Raw genomic sequence first — 15,959 nt, 5'->3', positions numbered from 1 at the left:
GCGATGCTCCTGCACCAAGCGCACAGCGCGCTCGCGGACCTCAGGTGAGAACTTGTTCGACTTGTTCATGGCTCCATCTTCTCAAGAGTTGGAGCCTCCTGAAAACCCGGGGCGCTTCATCATGGAATCTTCGGGCCGGGTTGGCGGGCCCAAAGGGCGCCACAGCCTGAAGCCTTGCAACGTGCTGTTCGAAAAGGCTGCCGTCATGCCGTCGTTCGTGAGCTGGCTTTTCAGCGGGTCAAAGTCTGGCTCACCGGTAGGCAAAACGGTGTTGAGCGTCATCACGGATTGGCCACAAGACCAATCCAGCTTCGCCGGTGGTTGTTGCAGCCATTCCGTATCGGGCTTGCGGGCGTCGCAGGCCATGGTGGGGGCAGATTGGGCAAGCGCTGCAGGCGCAGCAAGCAGTTGGGTGCCAAACAGCAGGCCACAGGCCAGAACAACGCGCATCAGGGTGTTTCTTTCAGGTATTTCGCTTCGCCCATGGGCGTCGCCGGCGACTATATCCATGGGGCCATCACAACCCGTTTGCTGAGTTCATGTGGCCGGGCATGGCGTTGCGTCACTTACTATCGGCGAAGGTTCAACTCAGCCATACCCCATGAAGTTTGCACTCCGCGCCTTGCCCCTGTGATTGATCCTGGCCTCTCAGCTGGCCTAGTCTCACGCTTCGATGGACAAGGAGCGTGCCGGCGGCCTGGTGAAGCAGGTCTTGACCGAGCGCGAGCTGACCGTGCGATCCACTGCCGATGAAGGCGCCCGGTTCAAGTCCGAGCCCTTCAAGTTCGAGAGCGAGAGCCAGATTCGCTACCAGGGCAGCTACAACTTCCAGGTGGTGAATGGCGAGATCAAGGTCACCATCACCGACATCCGGTTTGCGTCGGGCATGCCCACACTGTTCCCGGTGCCCGGCGCCCTGCTGGCCAGTTTGTCCAACCCGATGCAAGAGCGCTTGCAGGCTTTGGCCGCTGGCACGCCAATGGCGCGGGCCTCACACACGTCTGCGCCGCCCGTGGTGCCCGCCTCCGGCGACCACCTCAACCAGGCCGACATCCTGGGCATTCACCTGAACATGTCGGCAGCGCAGGCGCGCAAGGTGCTGGCGGGCAAGGGCAAGTGGACGGAGCGTCCGCTCAAGAGCGGCATCGGGAACGAGTATCGGCAACTGCCGATGACGGTGGGCCACTTCCAGTACCGCTGCGCCGGTGCAGGGCCGTGCAAGGTGGGCGATGCCATCGAATCAATGGCCACCTATGCGCTGCCCGGCCAGCCCGACATGGTGGGCATCTACCGCGTTCGCATCTTTGGCGCGAATGAGAAGCCGCTGCTGAACGAGACCGCCAAGGCGCTGCAAGACAAGTACGGCCGGGAGCTGTTCCATACGCCGCACGAGTACATGGGCACCGCCGACCGGTACACGATGCGGTGGGCCGCCAACATCCCGGGGGGCGTGCGCGGTGATTACTCCGGGCTGAGCCCGATGGACCAGCGCTCTGCAACGGGCTGCCCCATCGCCTATCTGCCGGAAGCGCCGATGCCCGAGTGGGGTGACCCGAAGACTTTCTACAGTGCCAACGACATCGACGCGAACCAGCCCACCATCAACAGGCCCGAATTCTTCACCGACGTGAACCGGGTCTTGCGCAAGGAGCGCCCGCTCGCCGGCTGCGGCACGCTGCTCGGCGTGGTGCTGGCACTCGACAGCAACCGCGACTACGTGAAGCACATGCGGGTGTCCGTGCTGAACTACGCCAGGCTGGACGCCCAGTTGCAGGCGCTGGGCAGCAGCTTCCTGAAGGACGCTGACGGCGCCCGGATGCAGCAGCTGGAGAAGGACAAGGGCCGCAAGCCCGAGCTCTGAACGACGAGCCGGGGTTGCGGCGCAGGCCGATCAGTACGGGGTGAAGCGGATGACGGTGCTGCCGCTGTTGTCCGCGCAGATGCCGTCGGAAATGAACGCGTGGATGTCGCCGTCGAAGCCGCCGGCCACCTTGAACTTCAGTGACTTGCCGATGGCGATGCCGCCCAGCACGTTCCCGGCCTGGAAGAGGCCGACGTTGGAGTTGATGTAGTCCGGGTAGCCCGGGTTGGGGACGTTCGTGCTGCGCACGACGCTGGCCTTGTAGTTGCCGTCAGGCAGATACACCTTGACGAGGGCCGGTGCAGATGCCGTGCCCAGGTCCAGGCAATTGGCGAGTGCGTCGACGGTGACGACCGTCGGGGCTGCCGAAGCGACGCCGGCTGACAAGGCGAGGATGGCGGAGAAAACTGCTTTCGTGACGTTCATGACATTGGCTCTCTGAGTTGGTTGTCCCACCACGTTCTGGATGCCGCAGGGATACGTGGTGAGGTATGTGTCTTGGACCCCGTCGGCACTTCAGGAACGAACTCTAGTGAGATGCGTCTGCGTTTGAAATGGTCTGTTTGGACCAGTCGCCCACACGCCCCTGCATGCTTTAATTCCCTGATGAAATCGCCGCGAATCCTGCTGGTCGACGACCACGCCATGTTCCGGTCCGGCCTCGCTTTGCTGATCCGGGCTGCCATGCCCGACGCCCACATCCATGAATGCGCGTCCATACAGGAAGCGTCTGCCGCCGAGCTCGACGGCGTGGATGTGGTGTTGCTCGACATCCATCTCCAGGGCCTGAGTGGCCTCGAAGGCATTGACCTGATGCACCGCCGCTGGCCCGATGCGCCGGTGCTGATGCTGTCTTCACAAAGCGAGCCGGAAACGGTGCGCCTGGCCATCGCCCGTGGCGCGGCCGGCTTTGTGTCCAAGGCCGAAACCGCCGACGACATCGTCAAGGCCATTGACCGCGCCTTGCATGGCAACAGCGCAGCCCCCGCCGCATCACCAGATGCGCAAGGCGAGCGGCGCCTCACGCCGCGTCAATGCGAAGTGCTGGACCTGCTGAGCCAGGGCATGTCGAACAAGGTGCTCGCGCGCCAGCTTTCGCTGTCCGACAACACGGTGCGCCGCCACGTGCAAGACATCCTGATGTTCTTCGACGTGGGCAGCCGCGCCGAGGCCGTCGCGGCCGCGCGCCGTCAGCGCCTCATCGGCTAGCGCGCGAGCAGCCGCACGAAACGCAGCCATGTTGCGCAACCCGCTTCGCCTGGCCGAGGAGCGCATCCTCGCGGAGCAGCTGCGCTTCATCATGGAAGGCCTCCGGATCGCCTTCTGGCCCGTGGTCATGGCTATCTTGTTGATGGTGTCGATCCTGATCGACACACACAACGCGCACATCCTGGTGCCGTGGGGCGTGGCGGGTACTGTCGCCAACCTGAACACGGGCCGGCTCGCCCGCACATTCCTGCGCGCACCATTGGCCAACCGAGGCGCTCACGGTGCCGTGTACAGCCTCATGTTCGCGCTCACCCTCGAGGGCCTGGTCTGGGGCGCGCTGGCCTGGATCGCACTCGATGGCATCAACCCCGGCGGCAGCTTCGTGGTGCTGGCCGTGATTGCAGCAATGGCCGGTGGCGCCGTCTCGGTGCAGGCCGCCATTCCAGCGGTTTATGTCGCGCTGGGGCTGCCGATGGGGGTGCTGGTGCTCGCCCGGCTCTGGTATCTGGGCGGTGATGTGCACAACGGCCTGACCTGGCTGGTGCTGCTGTACGCCGTGCTGGTGGTCGGACAGGCCCTGCGCTTCTCGCGCACCGTGCTCAAGTCGATCGAGCTGCGCTTCGAGAACGAAGCCCTGCTCGGGCAACTGCGAGAGAGCACCACGCAGGCCGATGAGTCTCGGCAACTGGCCGAGACCTCCAACGTGGCGAAGTCCAAGTTCCTTGCCGCGGCCAGCCACGACCTGCGCCAGCCCGTTCACGCGCTGGGCCTGTTCCTGGATGTGCTCTCGCGCACCGAGCTGAGTGCGGTGCAGCGGGAGCTGGTCACCAATGCCGCCGCCGCTGGCCGGGCGTCGGCGGAAATGCTGGAGGTGCTGCTGGATTTTTCGCGCATCGAGGCCGGTGTGGTCGAGCCCCATGTGCAGCCCTTCGCGGTGCAGCCGCTGCTCAACCGCATCGAGCGGGAGTTTGCGGGCCAGGCCGATGCCAAGGGCCTCGAATACCGCTCGCGCGAAAGCGATCTGGTGCTGGCCTCCGACCCGGCGCTGGTCGAGTTCATCCTGCGCAACCTGGTCTCCAACGCCATCCGCTACACCGCGCGTGGCGGCTTGCTGGTGACCTGCCGCTTGCGCGGCGGGCAGGCGATGCTGGCGGTGCACGACACGGGCATCGGCATCGAGGCCTCGCAGCAGCGCGCCGTGTTCCGCGAATTCCACCAACTCGGCAACCCGGAGCGTGACCGCACCAAGGGCCTGGGCCTTGGCCTGGCCATCGTCGACGGCTTGGTGCGCGCGCTCGGCCCACCGCACGGGCTGGGGCTGGTCTCTCGCCCGGGCCGCGGCAGCGTGTTCAGCGTGACGCTGCCGATCTCCGAGGCGCCTCCGCCCGCATCGCCCAAGCCTGCCCTTGATGACAACCCGCCACGGCTGCGCGCCCGCGTGATGGTGGTGGACGACGACGACGCCGTGCGCCGGGGCATGGTGGAGCTGCTGCGCGACTGGGGCTGCGATTGCCAGGCCGCAGGCTCTCTCGACGAGGCCTTGGCGCTGGCCCGAACCTGGGTGCCCGAGGCCGTCGTGTGTGATTACCGCCTGCGCGAGCACATCACCGGCGTCGAGGTCATCGCGGCCCTGCGCGCGCAGCTGATGTGCCCACTGCCCGCGCTGCTGATCAGCGGCGACACGGCCCCGCAGCGCTTGCGTGAAGCCGTGGGCAGCGGCTTGCCCTTGCTGCACAAACCCGTCAGCCCGGGCCTGCTGTACCGGGAGCTCGTCACGATCCTGATGGCCAAGCCGGATACGGCGGAGCACTGACGCGCCAGCGCGTAGCATCGCGCCATGACAGTCGAACAGCGTGAGTCACCGCCCCCCAAAGATCGCCAGGATGTGCCCTCCCCGGCCTTCGTCGATCCGCGCTGGCGGATCTTGCTCAGCGTGGTGGAAGCCGGCAGCCTGAGCAAGGCGGCGCTGGTGCTGGCCATGCCGCAGTCGATGGTCAGCCGCGCCGTCACGCAGTTGGAGCGTGACAGCGGCGAGCGGCTCTTCGTGCGCACCGGCCGGGGCGTGGTGCCCACCGCGTTCGCCACCCAACTGCTGCCGCGCGTGGCGCAGCTGGTGGCCGATGCCGATGCGCTGGTCGAAGAGATGCGCAGCGTCAGCGGCCAACCGATGGGCGACGTGCGGCTCGGGCTGCTGCCGTCGGCGGTGCGGCGGTTCGCCGGGCCGCTTGCGCTGGCCGTGCGTGAGCGCCTGCCCGGCGTGCGCCTGCACCTGGTCGAAGGCGCCAGCGCGCCGCTCGAAGAACAGCTGCGCGAAGGCCGGCTCGACATGGCCGTCGTGCTGCGCGAAGACCCGGCCAGCGTGCGCGATGAGCGGCTGCTGGCACGCGTGGCGCTGCACCTGATCGGCCCGCGGGGCGATGCGCGGCTGGCCGCCGGCCAGATCGATCTCACTGCGCTGTCGGGCTTGCCGCTGGTGTTGCCCGCGCGGCCGCACCTGCTGCGTGCGCGCCTGGACCGACTGGCGGCAGAGCACGGCCTGAAGCTGCAGATCGCCTGTGAGGCCGACTCGGTGCAGCTGCAGTACGAGGTGGCGGCGGCCGGTGCGGGCTACGCCATCGCCTCGGTTGATGGCGGCCCGGGCGATGCGCGGCTGGCGGCGGCGCGCATCGTGCAGCCCGAGCTGGAGCGCTACGTCGTGCTGGCCGAATCGCCCCGCCGCCCGCACACCCGCGCCACGCGCGAGGTGATGACGCTGCTCTGCGCCATGGCCGGTGAGCCAGCCATCGATTTTCAGGAACCCTGATATCCACCGCCGACGCTTCCTGCGCGGCGGGCCCGGACCTATGGTGCGCTCTCGATCACCCAGAGCCTCCACACCGTGTCCGACGCCCCCCTCAGCGCCCCCGTGGCGCCCACGCTTTTCATCTCTGACGCCGACGTCGCCGCGCTGGCCGATTGGCCCAGCGCCGTTGACGTACTGGCCCGGGCCTACGCCGCTGACATCAAGCCGGCCATGGTGCCGCAGCGCTCGATGGCGCGTGGCGAAGGCATCTGGCTGCGCGGCCTGACCGCCGTCTCCCCGACCGGCTGGACGATGGGCTGCAAGCTGATCGCCGCGTCGCCACGCACCGGCCGCGCCAGCTACCTGATCTCGCTGTTCGATCAAGACACGATGGCGCTGTCCGCGCTCATCGACGGCAACCGGGTCACCGGCCTGCGCACGGCCGCCACCGCCGCCTTGGCCGTCGACCGGCTGGCGCCGCAGCGGCCATTGACCGTGGGCGTCATTGGCGCGGGCTTCGAGGCGCGCAACGCGCTGGAATGCCTGGCCGCCGTGCGCACGCTGAAAACCGTGCGCATCTTCAGCCCCACGCCCGCCAGCCGTGAACGATTTGCCGAAGGCTTCAGCGCCCGGATGGACATCGCGGCCGTCACCTCACCGCAGAGCGCCGTGCAAGACGTGGACGTGGTGATCTGCGCCGCCCGCAGCCGCGACGAATCGCCCGTGCTGCACGGCGCGCGGCTCAACCCCGGCTGCACCGTGGTGTCGCTGGGCTCAACACTGCCCGAGCAGCGCGAGGTGGACGAAGCCACGATGGCGCGCGCCGCCTGCATCGTGGCCGACATGCCCGAAGAGGTGATGCACGACACCGGCGATGCGCTCGCCGCGTTGAAGGCCGGCGTTGACCTCGACAGCAAGCTGGCCTCGCTGAACGACCTGGTGGCCGGGCGTCTCACGCCGCGGCGCCATGCACACGACATCGTGCTCTACAAGTCCGTGGGCTCCGCCCTGCAAGACATCGCGATGGCCGAGATGCTGCTCGCCCGCGCGCGCCAGCTTGGTGTGGGCGTGGTGCTGCCCGCCAGCATCGTGCCGATTTCCAAGTGACCTTCCAGCTGAAATTTCCGGAGACCTGAATGCCTGCCTACAAAAAATCCGATGCCCGCGCCTGGGCCCGCCAGCACCTGCTCGGCTGCTCCGCCGTCACCCTGCCCAGCTACAGCGCCGACCTGAAGCGCCTGAACGAGCGCGGCATCCGCCATGACATCGAACGAGTCATGGCCCAGGGCTTCACCTACACGCTGCTGTGCTCTGAAGTGGCCATCACCGCGGAAGAAAACGCGCAGTTCACCGCTTGGGCGCGTGAGACCGCCGGCGGCAAGCTGGGCCTGTTTTTCCATGCGGCCTTCGGCACGCTGGCCGACAACATCGAGGCCGTGAAGCTGGCAGAGAAGGCCGGCGCAGACCTGGTGCTGCTGTCGTACCCGTCCACCTTCTGGCCCACCAGCGAGCAGGACATCTACGACTACACCAAGGCCTTCTGCGACGCGACGGACCTGGGCGTGATGCTCTTCCCCATCCCCACCTGGGGCTTCGAGCGTGTGCACCCGGCCGGCATGTCGCTGGAGCTGATGCGCCGCCTGGTGAAGGACTGCCCGAACGTGGTGGCCATCAAGTCGGAGCAGGGCTTTCCGCTGCCAGCCGGCATCTGCGAGATGTACCACCACTTCCGCGACGAGGTGGTGATCAGCTGCCCGATCGAGGCCGACGCCATCCCGCTGATGAGCCTGATGAACCTGCAGTTCTCGGGCACCAGCAACACGCAGTGGATGGGTGACTACTACCCCCGCGCATTTGAGCTGGCCCGCACCGGCCGCTGGGAAGAAGCGATGGCGATGTACTGGAAGGTCAACCCGGCGCGCCAGGCGAACACCGCGGCGTCGGCCGCTTCTGCACCGGCCATCGGTGCGCTCAACCGCACGCAGTGGAAGTACCAGGACTGGCTGGCCGGCTTCAACGGCGGGCCGCTGCGCGCGCCGTCGCTGCGCATTCCGGACCGCTTCATGAAGTCGCTGCGCCAGGGCCTCATCGCCTCGGGCTGCGAAGTCACGGCGGATCCGGACTCGGCCTTCCTGGTTGGCCGTCACACCTGCTGAAGGCGGACCCACCATGCAACATCTGCTCAAGGACGCCGGCCTGTGGCGCGAAGCCGCCTACATCAACGGCGCGTGGCTGACCGAGACACCGCACGGCCGCTGTGCGCTGCACAACCCGGCCGATGGCGCGCTGCTCGCTGAGTTGCCGCGCTGCCGCGAAGACGAAACCCGGCGCGCCATCGAGGCCGCGCACGTGGCCCTCGGCCCGTGGCGCCGCACCACCGCCAAGGTGCGCGGCGAGATCCTGCGCCGCTGGTACGACCTGATGGTGCAGCACCGGGAAGATCTGGCCACCTTGATCACCCTCGAAGAGGGCAAGCCGCTGGCTGAGGCGCGCGGCGAGGTGGACTACGCCGCCGGCTTCATGCGCTGGTTCTCTGAAGAAGCCACGCGTGTGCGCGGCGACGTGATCCCGAGCGTGAAGGACACCCAGCGCATCGTCGCGCTGCGTGAGCCCATCGGCGTGTGCGCCGCCATCACGCCCTGGAACTTCCCGGCAGCGATGATCACCCGCAAGGCCGGCCCGGCGTTGGCCGCGGGCTGCACGATGGTCGTCAAGCCCGCCAGCCAGACGCCGTTGACGGCTCTGGCGCTGGCTGAACTGGCCGAGCGCGCGGGCGTGCCGGCGGGCGTGTTCAGCGTCATCACCGGCAACGACACCCGCGCCATCGGGGGTGAGCTCACCAGCCACCCGCTGGTGCGCAAGATCACCTTCACAGGCTCCACCGAGGTCGGGCGCGTCTTGCTGGCCCAGGCCGCCCAGACGGTCAAGAAATGCTCAATGGAACTTGGCGGCAACGCGCCCTTCATCGTCTTTGACGACGCTGATCTCGACGCCGCCGCCGACGGCGTGATGGCGGCGAAGTTTCGCAACACCGGCGAGTCGTGCATCGGCGCCAACCGCGTGCTGGTGCAGGCCGGTGTGTATGACGCGCTGGCCGCGCGCATCGTCGAACGTGTGGCGAAGCTGCGTGTGGGCAATGGCCTGGAAGAAGGCGTGAACCTGGGCCCGCTGATTGACGCGGGCGGCGTGGAGAAGGTGGAAGAACACGTGGCCGACGCCCTGGCCAAGGGCGCAAGGCTGCTGCACGGTGGGCGCCGCCATGCCCTCGGCGGCCACTTCTACGAGCCCACCGTGCTGGCCGATGCCACGCCGGCCATGCGCGTCGCGTCCGAGGAGACCTTCGGCCCGGTGATGCCGCTGTTCCGCTTCGACACCGAGGACGAGGCCATCGCGATGGCCAACGACACCGAGTTCGGTCTGGCGGCCTACCTGTACAGCCTTGATGCGGCGCGCATCTGGCGTTGCGCCGCACGCATCGAAAGCGGCATGGTCGGCATCAACTGCGGCTTGATGTCGAACGAGGTCGCGCCGTTCGGCGGCATCAAGCAAAGCGGCCTGGGCCGCGAAGGATCGCACCTGGGCATTGATGAGTATGTGGAGGTGAAGTACCTCTGCTGGGACGGCCTCGAAGCGGTCTGACGGACGCCGCAACCGCCATCGACACTGCAGACACCAACAACAAGGAGACAAGCATGATCAAGATGATCGCCGCGCTGTGCCGGCGCCCCGGCATGACCCACGCCGAGTACCTCGCCTACGTGCAGCACGTGCATGGCCGGCTCGCCACCGACGAGCCCGCAGGCCTGCGGCGCTATGTGCAGAACCATGTGTTCGATGCGGCCTTCGGCAGCCTGGCCGACACGGCGCACACCCAGCCCGTGGCGCGTGACTCCGTCACCGAGCTGTACTGGGACAGCCCGGAAGACATGAAAGCGAACTTCGCGCATGAGCATGTGCGCACCAAGGTCGGCCCGGACGGCGCCAACTTCAGCGCGAAGGACCTGCAGCTCAGCCTGGTGGCAACAGAAGTGGAGCAACCCGTGACCAACCCCGGGCCGGGGCGCGGTGCCAAGGTGCTGCACTTCATGCGCGCCGCTGAAGGCCTCGCCCTGCCGACGTTTTTCGAGCGCTGGGCCAAGGCCCATGCCCGCGCACTCGACACCACGCCGCAAGCCAGTGCGGCCCTGCGCCGTTGCGTGCACAACCACCAGCTGCCCGCCTTCAATCCGATGCTCGCCTACTTCGGCGGCCTGGACGTGCCGATCTACGAAGGTGCGGCCAGCCTGTGGTTCGACGACGCCACCAGTCTGAGCGCCTTCCGTGCGTATGAGCGCGCCTTGCTGGCCATCAACGCCGAGCCGGGCGCTGCCTTCTACCAGCCGGCATCGTCGTTCTTCCTCTATGCCACCGAGGTGCCGATCTACCAGCGCTGAAGCTCGGCAAGACCGGCGTGTGCGGACGTGTGATCACACCTCGTCCATCAGCTTCGCCGCCGCCACCACCAGGCCGCGCAGCCAGGTGAGGCCGGGGTCGTTGGCGCGGAACTGGTGCCACTGCATCGCCTGCTCCATCGGGTGAATGTCCACCGGCGTCGGCACGATCTCGAGCGGCCAGACGCCGGCCACCTGCCGCGCGACACGCTCATGCACCGTGGCCACGCGGTCGGTGCCCACCAGCAGCGCCGGCAAGGTGACAAAGCTGTAGGTCATGGCCGCGATGCGGCGCGTCACGCCATAGCGCTTGAGGAACCAGCCTTCGAAGGCATCGCCGCGCCCGCCCGCCGGCTGCATCACCGCATGCTCGGCCGCCACATAGCGCTCGAAGTTCAGCTTGCCGCCAGCCAGGGCGCCGTCACGCCAGACCATGCAGACGAAGTTCTCGCGGTAGAGCACTTCGGTCGGATGATCCGGCGACATGAAGCCCGTGGGAATGATGAGCAGATCGGCCTCGCCACGCTCAAGGTAGCGGTGCGGTTGGTCCACCTGCGGCGAGAACTCGAAGCGCACCGCGGCCTTCTGCCGCGCGGCCAGCGTCATCAAGGCCGGGCCGAGCACCCACTGCGTGTAGTCAGACGCAAAGATGCGGAAGGTGCGGTCGCTCGTGCGGGGGTCGAACACCGGTGGGGCGGCCACGTTGCTGTCGATGCGCAGCAGCACGTCGCGCACGGCGTCTTGCAGGCCTTCGGCGCGCGGTGTCAGCTCCATCTTGCGGCCGATCTGCACCAGCAGCTCGTCCTCGAAATAGTCGCGCAGCCGGCCCAGCGCATTGCTCATGGCCGAGGGGCTCATGTTCAGCACATCGGCCGAACGCGTCACGCTGCGCTCTTTCAGCAAGACGTCCAGCGCCACCAGCAGGTTGAGGTCGAGTTTGTTGAATCGCACACCGGCATTGTCCCCGCCAAGGCTGTTGCCAGGTGCGTTTGAACGCTGCGCAATGCTTGGGGTTTCTACCCTCGATCGTTGCGCTGCGTCGAATCGATGTTTCGAGCAAAAGGATTTCTCTTCGCGAAGCACCCGCCCTAGGCTGGCGGCCAGCACCCACCATCACCAAAGGATCATTCGATGAGCTTCCCGACCATCCAGCGCGTCGTCACCGGCCACGACAGCGAAGGCAAGGCGATCGTCAGCAGCCACGGCCCGCTGCCCACCGTGGTTGAAATCGCGGCCATTCCGGGCACCGTGTTCCACGAGGTCTGGAGCACCTCCGCCACGCCCGCAGCGCTGGACAACGGCGCCGACCCCACCACCGCCGCGCTGATGCTGCCGCCGCCACCGCACGGCAGCCGCATGCGCTTTGTCGACATCCCGCCCGACACCGAAGACTTCCTCGCGCATGGCGCGAAGAAAATGAAAACCGCCTTCTCGCAGATCGGCGACGAGACGGCCTCGACCGTGCAAGCCGCATCGCCGCACCCGCTGATGCACCGCACCGAGTCGATCGACTACGGCGTCGTGATCGAAGGCGAGATGACCTTGATGCTCGACGACTCAGAGGTGCAGCTCAAACCCGGCAGCGTGGTGATCCAGCGCGGCACCAACCACGCCTGGGCCAACCGGTCTGGCAAGCCGTGCCGCATGCTGTTTGTGCTGATCGGCGGGCAGTACGAGCCATCGATTGCGCAGGCACTGACACAGCGAGGGTGACGGCGGAATCCCCTGCGCCCACGCACGGCTCTTTGGCGGCAACTTCGCCTCACCCGCCTTCGTCGTAGCATCCGCCGCTGGGCTGGATGCTCGGCGTGTTGCCGCGCGGCGGGGCCATGAGGGTGCAGAGATGTTGATTCGCCTGATTTACGCCAGCCGCACTGCGGGTGTGCTGACGCCGCTGGATGTGCGCGACATCGTCCAGCGCTCGCAGCGCAACAACCGCCGACTGGGCATCACCGGGGCCTTGCTGCTGAGCAACGGCATCTTCCTGCAATGCCTGGAGGGTGATCACCTGGCCGTCAACGCGCTGTATCACCGCATCTTGCTGGACGCGCGGCACACCGATCCGGCCATCCTGAGCTTCACCGAAATCGACAGCCGCATGTATGCGGAATGGTCGATGGGCCTGGTCACCAGCACCGAGGCGAACCAGCAGACCTTCCTGAAATACAGCCCGCAGGCCGAGTTCGACCCGTACCAGATGCGGGGCACCGCACTGACCGCGTTGTTCGCTGAAATGGTGGCCCACGCGCGGGTGTTGCCAGGCTGATGCTGGGCTGGGGCCGGGCTGGGGCCGTCTGCCCAGGATCAAGGCAGCCCGCCCTGCATGACCACATAATCACGCACCGTGAAGCACCTCCGCGTCCTCCTCCTCGTCCTGCTCACCGTGCTGCTGCCCGTTCGTGGCGCGGTGGCTGCGGCAATGCTGTGCTCGGGCGGTGGGGTGATGGCGGCTGCGGCGAATGCGGCCCCCGCCCCCATGGTCGTCGGACACTGTGACGAGGCCCGGCTCGCGGCGTTCGACATGGCGGCCCAAGATGCAGGCTCGCCAGACAGCAGCAGCGCACCCACCGAGGCGGCTGACGACGCCGACAGCAGCAGCCCCCACGCCAGCGCCTGCCCGTTTTGCGCCGGCGGCTGCAACCTGACGCCGCTGGCCTTTGCGCCACCGTCGGTAGAGGCCGTTGCGCCCGCCAACACGGCCCACTTCCCTGAGCTGACCACACCCGTGGCCGCGCGCTACCCCGACGGCCAAGAGCGCCCTCCCCGAACCCCCTGACGCCGCCCGGCCTCAATCCAGAGGCCCCAGCGGCGCACACACGCCTGGCCAGTTTCAAGCGTGGGTGCGTGACCCGCCTGCGGCACGACCCGTGGGTACTCAGAACAGGTTTGAAAAATGACTCTCCCCCCTTTCGCCCGGCGCACGGCCGCAGCCACCACCAGGGCGGCCACCGCGCTGGCGATGCTGGCCCTGACCGGCTGCGCGTCGTTCTCCAGTGACGGCGGCTTTGGCCAGGTCGCGCAGCTGACCAAAGACCGCACCGGCCAGACGCCGGTGGTGCAGCGCCAGCCCGAGCAGACGCAGGCAGCTGCTGAGCGCGTGGCACAGCTGCTCAGCCAACCCCTCTCGGCCGACAGCAGTGTCGAGATCGCGCTGCTGAACAACCGCGGGCTGCAGGCGCGTTATGCGGAACTCGGCATTGCTGAAGCCGATCTGGTGCGCGCCGGGCGGCTGGCCAACCCGTCGCTGCGCTTCGGGCGCTTGAGCGGCAACAGCAATGGCCACAACAGCGTGGAAATCGACCGCGCCTTGGTCTTCAACGTGCTCGGGCTGTTGACGCTGCCACTGGCGCAGCAGCTGGAGCAACAGCGTTTCGAGCAGGTGCAGATGCAGGCCGCGCTGGCCACCGTCAGCCTGGCCACCGACACACGCAAGGCGTTTTTTGAAGCCGTCGCGGCGCAGCAGCTGGTGGGGTATCACGGCCAGGTGAAGGACGCGGCGGATGCCTCGAACGACCTGGCGCGCCGCATGGTGGCGGCGGGCAATTTCAGCAAGCTGTCGCAGATGCGCGAGCAAGCCTTTTATGCCGACGCCACCGCGCAGCTCACCCGCGCGCAGCACCAGGCCGTGGCCACGCGTGAACGGCTGGTGCGCCTGCTGGGGCTGAGCAGCGCTGGCGCCAATGCCTTCACCCTGCCCGCACGCCTGCCCGATCTACCCAACGCCCCCGCAGAGCGCCAGGACGCCGAGCAAACCGCAATGGCCACCCGCCTCGACGTGCTCATGGCCAGGCGCCACACCGAGGCCACCGCCCGCGCGCTGGGCCTGACCAACGCCACGCGCTTCGTCAACGTGCTGCAGGCGGGCTACCAGAACAAGAGCGCCACGGGCGAGCAGCGCAGCAACGGCTTCGAGATCGAGCTGGAGCTGCCGCTGTTCGACTTCGGCAGCACCCGCACCGCACAGGCTGAAGGCACCTACCTGCAAGCCGTGCACCGCACCGCGCAGGTGGCCGTCAACGCCCGCTCGGAGGTGCGCGAGGCCTACTCGGCCTACCGCACCGCGCATGCGCTGGCCCTGCATTACCGCGACGAGGTGGTGCCGCTGCGCCAGCGCATTTCCGAAGAGAACCTGCTGCGCTACAACGGCATGCTGATCAGCGTGTTCGACCTGCTGGCCGATGCCCGCGAGCAGGTGGCCGGTGTCTCGGCCGCCGTCGAGGCGCTGCGCGATTACTGGACCGCGGAAACCCAATTGCAGGCCGCGATGACGGCCGCTTCGGCGCACGGAGAACAGCCATGAACCACCGCAGAAACTTCTTCAAGGCGGCGGGCGCCACCATGGTCGGCGCGGCCGCTGTCAGCCGGGCCGGTGCCGCATTGCTGCCCGAAGCAGCCATCAACACATCACCCGCCACGCAGCTGCCGCCGGCGCCGCCCACCGGCCGGCCGTTCCAGCCGCTGGTGACGCTGAACGGCTGGTCGCTGCCCTGGCGCATGAAGAACAACGTCAAGGAATTCCACCTCGTGGCCGAGCCGGTGGTGCGCGAAATCGCCCCCGGCATGACGGCCAATCTGTGGGGCTACAACGGCAGCAGCCCCGGCCCGACCATCGAAGCGGTGGAAGGCGATCGCATCCGCATCTTCGTCACCAACAAGCTGCCCGAAGTCACCAGCGTGCACTGGCACGGCGTGCTGCTGCCCTCGGGCATGGACGGCGTGACGGGGCTGACGCAGCCGCCCATCGCCGTGGGCAAGACCTTCATGTACGAGTTCGTGCTGCAGCGCCCGGGCACCTTCATGTACCACCCGCATGCCGACGAGATGGTGCAGATGGCGATGGGCATGATGGGCCTGTTCATCGTGCATCCGAAGGACCCGCGGCAGTTCAAGGTCGACCGCGATTTTGGTTTCATCCTGAATGCCTACGACATCCAGCCCGGCAGTGCCACGCCGCAGGTCAACACGATGCTCGACTTCAACCTGTGGACCTGGAACAGCCGCGCCTTCCCGGGCATTGATCCGTTCGTGGCGCGCACGGGTGAGCGCGTGCGCATCCGCGTGGGCAACCTGACGATGACCAACCACCCGATCCACATGCACGGCCCGCACTTCGAGGTGACAGGCACCGACGGTGGCTGGGTGCCCAAGAGCGCGCGCTGGCCCGAGGTGACCACCGACATCGCCGTGGGGCAGATGCGGGCCTTCGAGTTTGATGCGCTGGCGGGCGACTGGGCCATCCATTGCCACAAGTCGCACCACACGATGAACGCGATGGGGCACGGCGTGCCCACGATGATCGGCGTGGACCACCGCGAGGTGGCGAAGAAGATCACCCGCCTGATTCCGGACTACATGGTGATGGGCGACCGCGGCATGCACGACATGGCCGAGATGGAAATGCCGCTGCCGGACAACACCTTGCCAATGATGACCGGCACCGGGCCGTTTGGCGCGATCGGCATGGGCGGCATGTTCAGCGTGGTGAAGGTGCGCGACAACATCCAGCGCGGTGACTTCAAGGACCCCGGCCCCTACCAGCACCCCGCCGGCACGCTGGCGAGTGAGTACACGGCCGAAGCGCCCGAGGTGGTGCGCGCGGCGGCGCCAAAGGCCGATAGCCACACGCTGCAGGTGCGCAAGCCGACCGGCCATGAGGGGCATTGAAAGCGCCGCCCGC

General features: G+C 67.4%; 16 protein-coding genes. 13 read left to right on the top strand and 3 right to left on the bottom strand.

The window, feature by feature from the left end:
• Nucleotides 1-81 precede the first annotated feature (81 nt).
• Complete coding sequence (locus AACH00_RS11050; RefSeq protein ID WP_341399184.1) at nucleotides 82-510, bottom strand: hypothetical protein; 429 nt, start codon at nucleotides 508-510, stop codon at nucleotides 82-84.
• 163 nt (nucleotides 511-673) lie between these two features.
• Between AACH00_RS11050 and AACH00_RS11045 the strand changes: the two genes are divergently transcribed.
• Entirely contained in the window at nucleotides 674-1,861 is a 1,188-nt protein-coding gene (locus AACH00_RS11045) for a hypothetical protein (protein ID WP_341399183.1), read from the top strand.
• 30 nt (nucleotides 1,862-1,891) lie between these two features.
• Here AACH00_RS11045 and AACH00_RS11040 read toward each other — a convergent pair whose 3' ends face one another.
• The gene (locus AACH00_RS11040) at nucleotides 1,892-2,287 is read right to left on the bottom strand and encodes a hypothetical protein (protein ID WP_341399182.1); all 396 of its coding nucleotides are present in this window, start codon (nucleotides 2,285-2,287) and stop codon (nucleotides 1,892-1,894) included.
• A gap of 180 nt (nucleotides 2,288-2,467) precedes the next feature.
• Here AACH00_RS11040 and AACH00_RS11035 point away from each other — a divergent pair, with 180 nt between their 5' ends.
• The 7 genes from AACH00_RS11035 to AACH00_RS11005 all read left to right on the top strand — a co-directional run bounded on the left by AACH00_RS11035 (nucleotide 2,468) and on the right by AACH00_RS11005 (nucleotide 10,285).
• Entirely contained in the window at nucleotides 2,468-3,070 is a 603-nt protein-coding gene (locus AACH00_RS11035) for a response regulator (RefSeq protein ID WP_341399181.1), read from the top strand.
• Between the two features lie 28 nt (nucleotides 3,071-3,098).
• Entirely contained in the window at nucleotides 3,099-4,883 is a 1,785-nt protein-coding gene (locus AACH00_RS11030) for an ATP-binding response regulator (RefSeq protein ID WP_341399180.1), read from the top strand.
• Between the two features lie 24 nt (nucleotides 4,884-4,907).
• Nucleotides 4,908-5,873 (top strand): LysR family transcriptional regulator, encoded by a 966-nt coding sequence (locus AACH00_RS11025; RefSeq protein ID WP_341399179.1) that lies wholly within the window; start codon nucleotides 4,908-4,910, stop codon nucleotides 5,871-5,873.
• Nucleotides 5,874-5,948: 75 nt separating this feature from the next.
• A complete protein-coding gene (locus tag AACH00_RS11020) occupies nucleotides 5,949-6,959 on the top strand; it encodes an ornithine cyclodeaminase family protein (protein WP_341399178.1) in 1,011 nt (336 codons plus the stop codon).
• Nucleotides 6,960-6,988: 29 nt separating this feature from the next.
• Nucleotides 6,989-8,008, top strand: a complete 1,020-nt coding sequence (locus AACH00_RS11015; RefSeq protein WP_341399177.1) for a dihydrodipicolinate synthase family protein — start codon at nucleotides 6,989-6,991, stop codon at nucleotides 8,006-8,008.
• Nucleotides 8,009-8,021: 13 nt separating this feature from the next.
• Nucleotides 8,022-9,491, top strand: a complete 1,470-nt coding sequence (locus AACH00_RS11010; RefSeq protein ID WP_341399176.1) for an NAD-dependent succinate-semialdehyde dehydrogenase — start codon at nucleotides 8,022-8,024, stop codon at nucleotides 9,489-9,491.
• A 53-nt stretch (nucleotides 9,492-9,544) separates the two neighbouring features.
• Nucleotides 9,545-10,285: an EthD domain-containing protein gene (locus AACH00_RS11005; RefSeq protein ID WP_341399175.1), complete on the top strand. Its 741-nt coding sequence runs from the start codon at nucleotides 9,545-9,547 to the stop codon at nucleotides 10,283-10,285.
• 33 nt (nucleotides 10,286-10,318) lie between these two features.
• On the opposite strand, the gene AACH00_RS11000 is transcribed toward AACH00_RS11005, so the two are convergent.
• Complete coding sequence (locus tag AACH00_RS11000; protein WP_341399174.1) at nucleotides 10,319-11,233, bottom strand: LysR family transcriptional regulator; 915 nt, start codon at nucleotides 11,231-11,233, stop codon at nucleotides 10,319-10,321.
• A 180-nt stretch (nucleotides 11,234-11,413) separates the two neighbouring features.
• Between AACH00_RS11000 and AACH00_RS10995 the strand changes: the two genes are divergently transcribed.
• The 5 genes from AACH00_RS10995 to AACH00_RS10975 all read left to right on the top strand — a co-directional run bounded on the left by AACH00_RS10995 (nucleotide 11,414) and on the right by AACH00_RS10975 (nucleotide 15,946).
• A complete protein-coding gene (locus tag AACH00_RS10995) occupies nucleotides 11,414-11,995 on the top strand; it encodes a cupin domain-containing protein (RefSeq protein ID WP_341399173.1) in 582 nt (193 codons plus the stop codon).
• Between the two features lie 130 nt (nucleotides 11,996-12,125).
• A complete protein-coding gene (locus AACH00_RS10990; protein ID WP_341399172.1) occupies nucleotides 12,126-12,548 on the top strand; it encodes a BLUF domain-containing protein in 423 nt (140 codons plus the stop codon).
• A 78-nt stretch (nucleotides 12,549-12,626) separates the two neighbouring features.
• Complete coding sequence (locus tag AACH00_RS10985; protein WP_341399171.1) at nucleotides 12,627-13,058, top strand: DUF2946 family protein; 432 nt, start codon at nucleotides 12,627-12,629, stop codon at nucleotides 13,056-13,058.
• 117 nt (nucleotides 13,059-13,175) lie between these two features.
• Nucleotides 13,176-14,582, top strand: coding sequence for a TolC family protein (locus tag AACH00_RS10980; RefSeq protein ID WP_341399169.1), 1,407 nt, complete (start codon nucleotides 13,176-13,178; stop codon nucleotides 14,580-14,582).
• Nucleotides 14,579-15,946 (top strand): multicopper oxidase family protein, encoded by a 1,368-nt coding sequence (locus AACH00_RS10975; RefSeq protein ID WP_341399168.1) that lies wholly within the window; start codon nucleotides 14,579-14,581, stop codon nucleotides 15,944-15,946. The genes AACH00_RS10980 and AACH00_RS10975 overlap by 4 nt, the downstream gene beginning before the upstream one ends.
• Nucleotides 15,947-15,959 lie beyond the last annotated feature (13 nt).

It is taken from the genome of Ideonella margarita (genome assembly GCF_038066635.1).
GTDB lineage: Bacteria > Pseudomonadota > Gammaproteobacteria > Burkholderiales > Burkholderiaceae_C > Ideonella > Ideonella margarita.
The sequence above is the reverse complement of the archived record's forward strand: the minus strand, read 5'-3'. Positions and strand labels throughout refer to the sequence as shown.

Bases quoted from the DNA above. Each gene is read 5' to 3' on its own strand.
- AACH00_RS11050 (WP_341399184.1), bottom strand. From the start codon at position 510: ATGGATATAGTCGCCGGCGACGCCCATGGGCGAAGCGAAATACCTGAA.
- AACH00_RS11045 (WP_341399183.1), top strand. From the start codon at position 674: ATGGACAAGGAGCGTGCCGGCGGCCTGGTGAAGCAGGTCTTGACCGAG.
- AACH00_RS11040 (WP_341399182.1), bottom strand. From the start codon at position 2,287: ATGAACGTCACGAAAGCAGTTTTCTCCGCCATCCTCGCCTTGTCAGCC.
- AACH00_RS11035 (WP_341399181.1), top strand. From the start codon at position 2,468: ATGAAATCGCCGCGAATCCTGCTGGTCGACGACCACGCCATGTTCCGG.
- AACH00_RS11030 (WP_341399180.1), top strand. From the start codon at position 3,099: ATGTTGCGCAACCCGCTTCGCCTGGCCGAGGAGCGCATCCTCGCGGAG.
- AACH00_RS11025 (WP_341399179.1), top strand. From the start codon at position 4,908: ATGACAGTCGAACAGCGTGAGTCACCGCCCCCCAAAGATCGCCAGGAT.
- AACH00_RS11015 (WP_341399177.1), top strand. From the start codon at position 6,989: ATGCCTGCCTACAAAAAATCCGATGCCCGCGCCTGGGCCCGCCAGCAC.
- AACH00_RS11010 (WP_341399176.1), top strand. From the start codon at position 8,022: ATGCAACATCTGCTCAAGGACGCCGGCCTGTGGCGCGAAGCCGCCTAC.
- AACH00_RS11005 (WP_341399175.1), top strand. From the start codon at position 9,545: ATGATCAAGATGATCGCCGCGCTGTGCCGGCGCCCCGGCATGACCCAC.
- AACH00_RS10995 (WP_341399173.1), top strand. From the start codon at position 11,414: ATGAGCTTCCCGACCATCCAGCGCGTCGTCACCGGCCACGACAGCGAA.
- AACH00_RS10990 (WP_341399172.1), top strand. From the start codon at position 12,126: ATGTTGATTCGCCTGATTTACGCCAGCCGCACTGCGGGTGTGCTGACG.
- AACH00_RS10980 (WP_341399169.1), top strand. From the start codon at position 13,176: ATGACTCTCCCCCCTTTCGCCCGGCGCACGGCCGCAGCCACCACCAGG.
- AACH00_RS10975 (WP_341399168.1), top strand. From the start codon at position 14,579: ATGAACCACCGCAGAAACTTCTTCAAGGCGGCGGGCGCCACCATGGTC.